General features: G+C 24.3%; 1 protein-coding gene. It reads right to left on the bottom strand.

The window, feature by feature from the left end; all coding sequences use genetic code 11:
• Positions 1–779: DUF5050 domain-containing protein (locus E6248_RS16170; RefSeq protein WP_316341789.1), on the bottom strand; the 779-nt coding region annotated here is incomplete at its 3' end.
• Between the last annotated feature and the right edge of the window lie 474 nt (positions 780–1,253).

The raw sequence follows: 1,253 nt of genomic DNA, 5'->3' as shown, positions 1-1,253 counted from the left end.
GATGTACTTAAAGATAAAACTTTTTTTACTTCTAAATTAGACACATCTATAGAATACATATAGTTTTTTTCTGCCGTATTTGAAAATAATATAAAATTATTATATATAACAAAGCTATCAACAGGATAATCTGTTAATTTAAAGTTGGCAGAAGCATCGATTTTTAGGCAATATAACTTATTGCCATCTTCAATGTTTTTATAAAATATTGAATTGTTGTTTAGTATAAACTCACTTGCTTGTTTTGATGATAATAATTTTTTCTCAGTAGTCTTTAGGTTAAATGAATAAATACCCTTACTTAATGAGTCTATGTAATATAAAAAATCGTTTTGATAAACTAAGTTAAGAGTAGAGTTATTTATAGCCTTAGTTATTTCTTTCTTTTGATAATCTAATTTATAAACACCTTTATCACCAGATATTGATGAAAAATATATGTAGTTACCATCTGATACTAATGAATCTACTGAATAGTCAAAGATTTCTTTAATAAGGGATTCATTTATAGTAGTAGTATCTTCTTTTATTTCAGCAACTGAAAGTTTATTATCATTATTAGGATCAGGGAAGAATAATAAGTTTCCTAAAAAGGAGTATTTAGTATAATCAGAAGTTTTACCTGATAGAACTATTCTCTTTGAAGTATCTATTTCTTTTTTATATGATGTAGTTAAAGTTGTTTTGTTTTCCTCTAAAGATGTCTGGTCATCAGCTTCTGAACAACCTACGAATAAAAAAGAAGAAGACATAATAATTGCAATTATTTTTTTGATCATAAAAATCCCCCTAAAATTTCACTGTTATAATATACATTATATATTAATATCGAATATATATTAAGAAAAGTAATACATTAAGACAAATAATAAATTACAATATAAGCCATATAGTACCTAAAAAGTAAATTAACTTTCCCGGGTGTATCATTATATAAAATTTAAAGAATAAATTAGAATAAATTAGTCTGATAAAAATAATTTTTAATAATGATATAATTGAGTATTTGAAGGATAAAATAATCGTGATATTATAAATAGCGTCGTCGGGAACGGCGGTTAACTGAGAGAGAAAATTGTAAAACAAAAGTGTTGACAATTTAAAACTCAAATGTTATTATAAATGAGCAAGTTGCTTAAGACTTGCAAATGAGATCTTTGAAAATTGAACAGAATAAAGTTAAGTAAAATAAACCAGCAATTCTTTTAAGTCTTAAAATTAAGACTCAAAGTAATTTGAGCAAAAGATTAAAC

The organism is Clostridium sp., from assembly GCF_032552055.1.
Lineage (GTDB): Bacteria > Bacillota > Clostridia > Clostridiales > Clostridiaceae > Clostridium.
The sequence above is the reverse complement of the archived record's forward strand: the minus strand, read 5'-3'. Positions and strand labels throughout refer to the sequence as shown.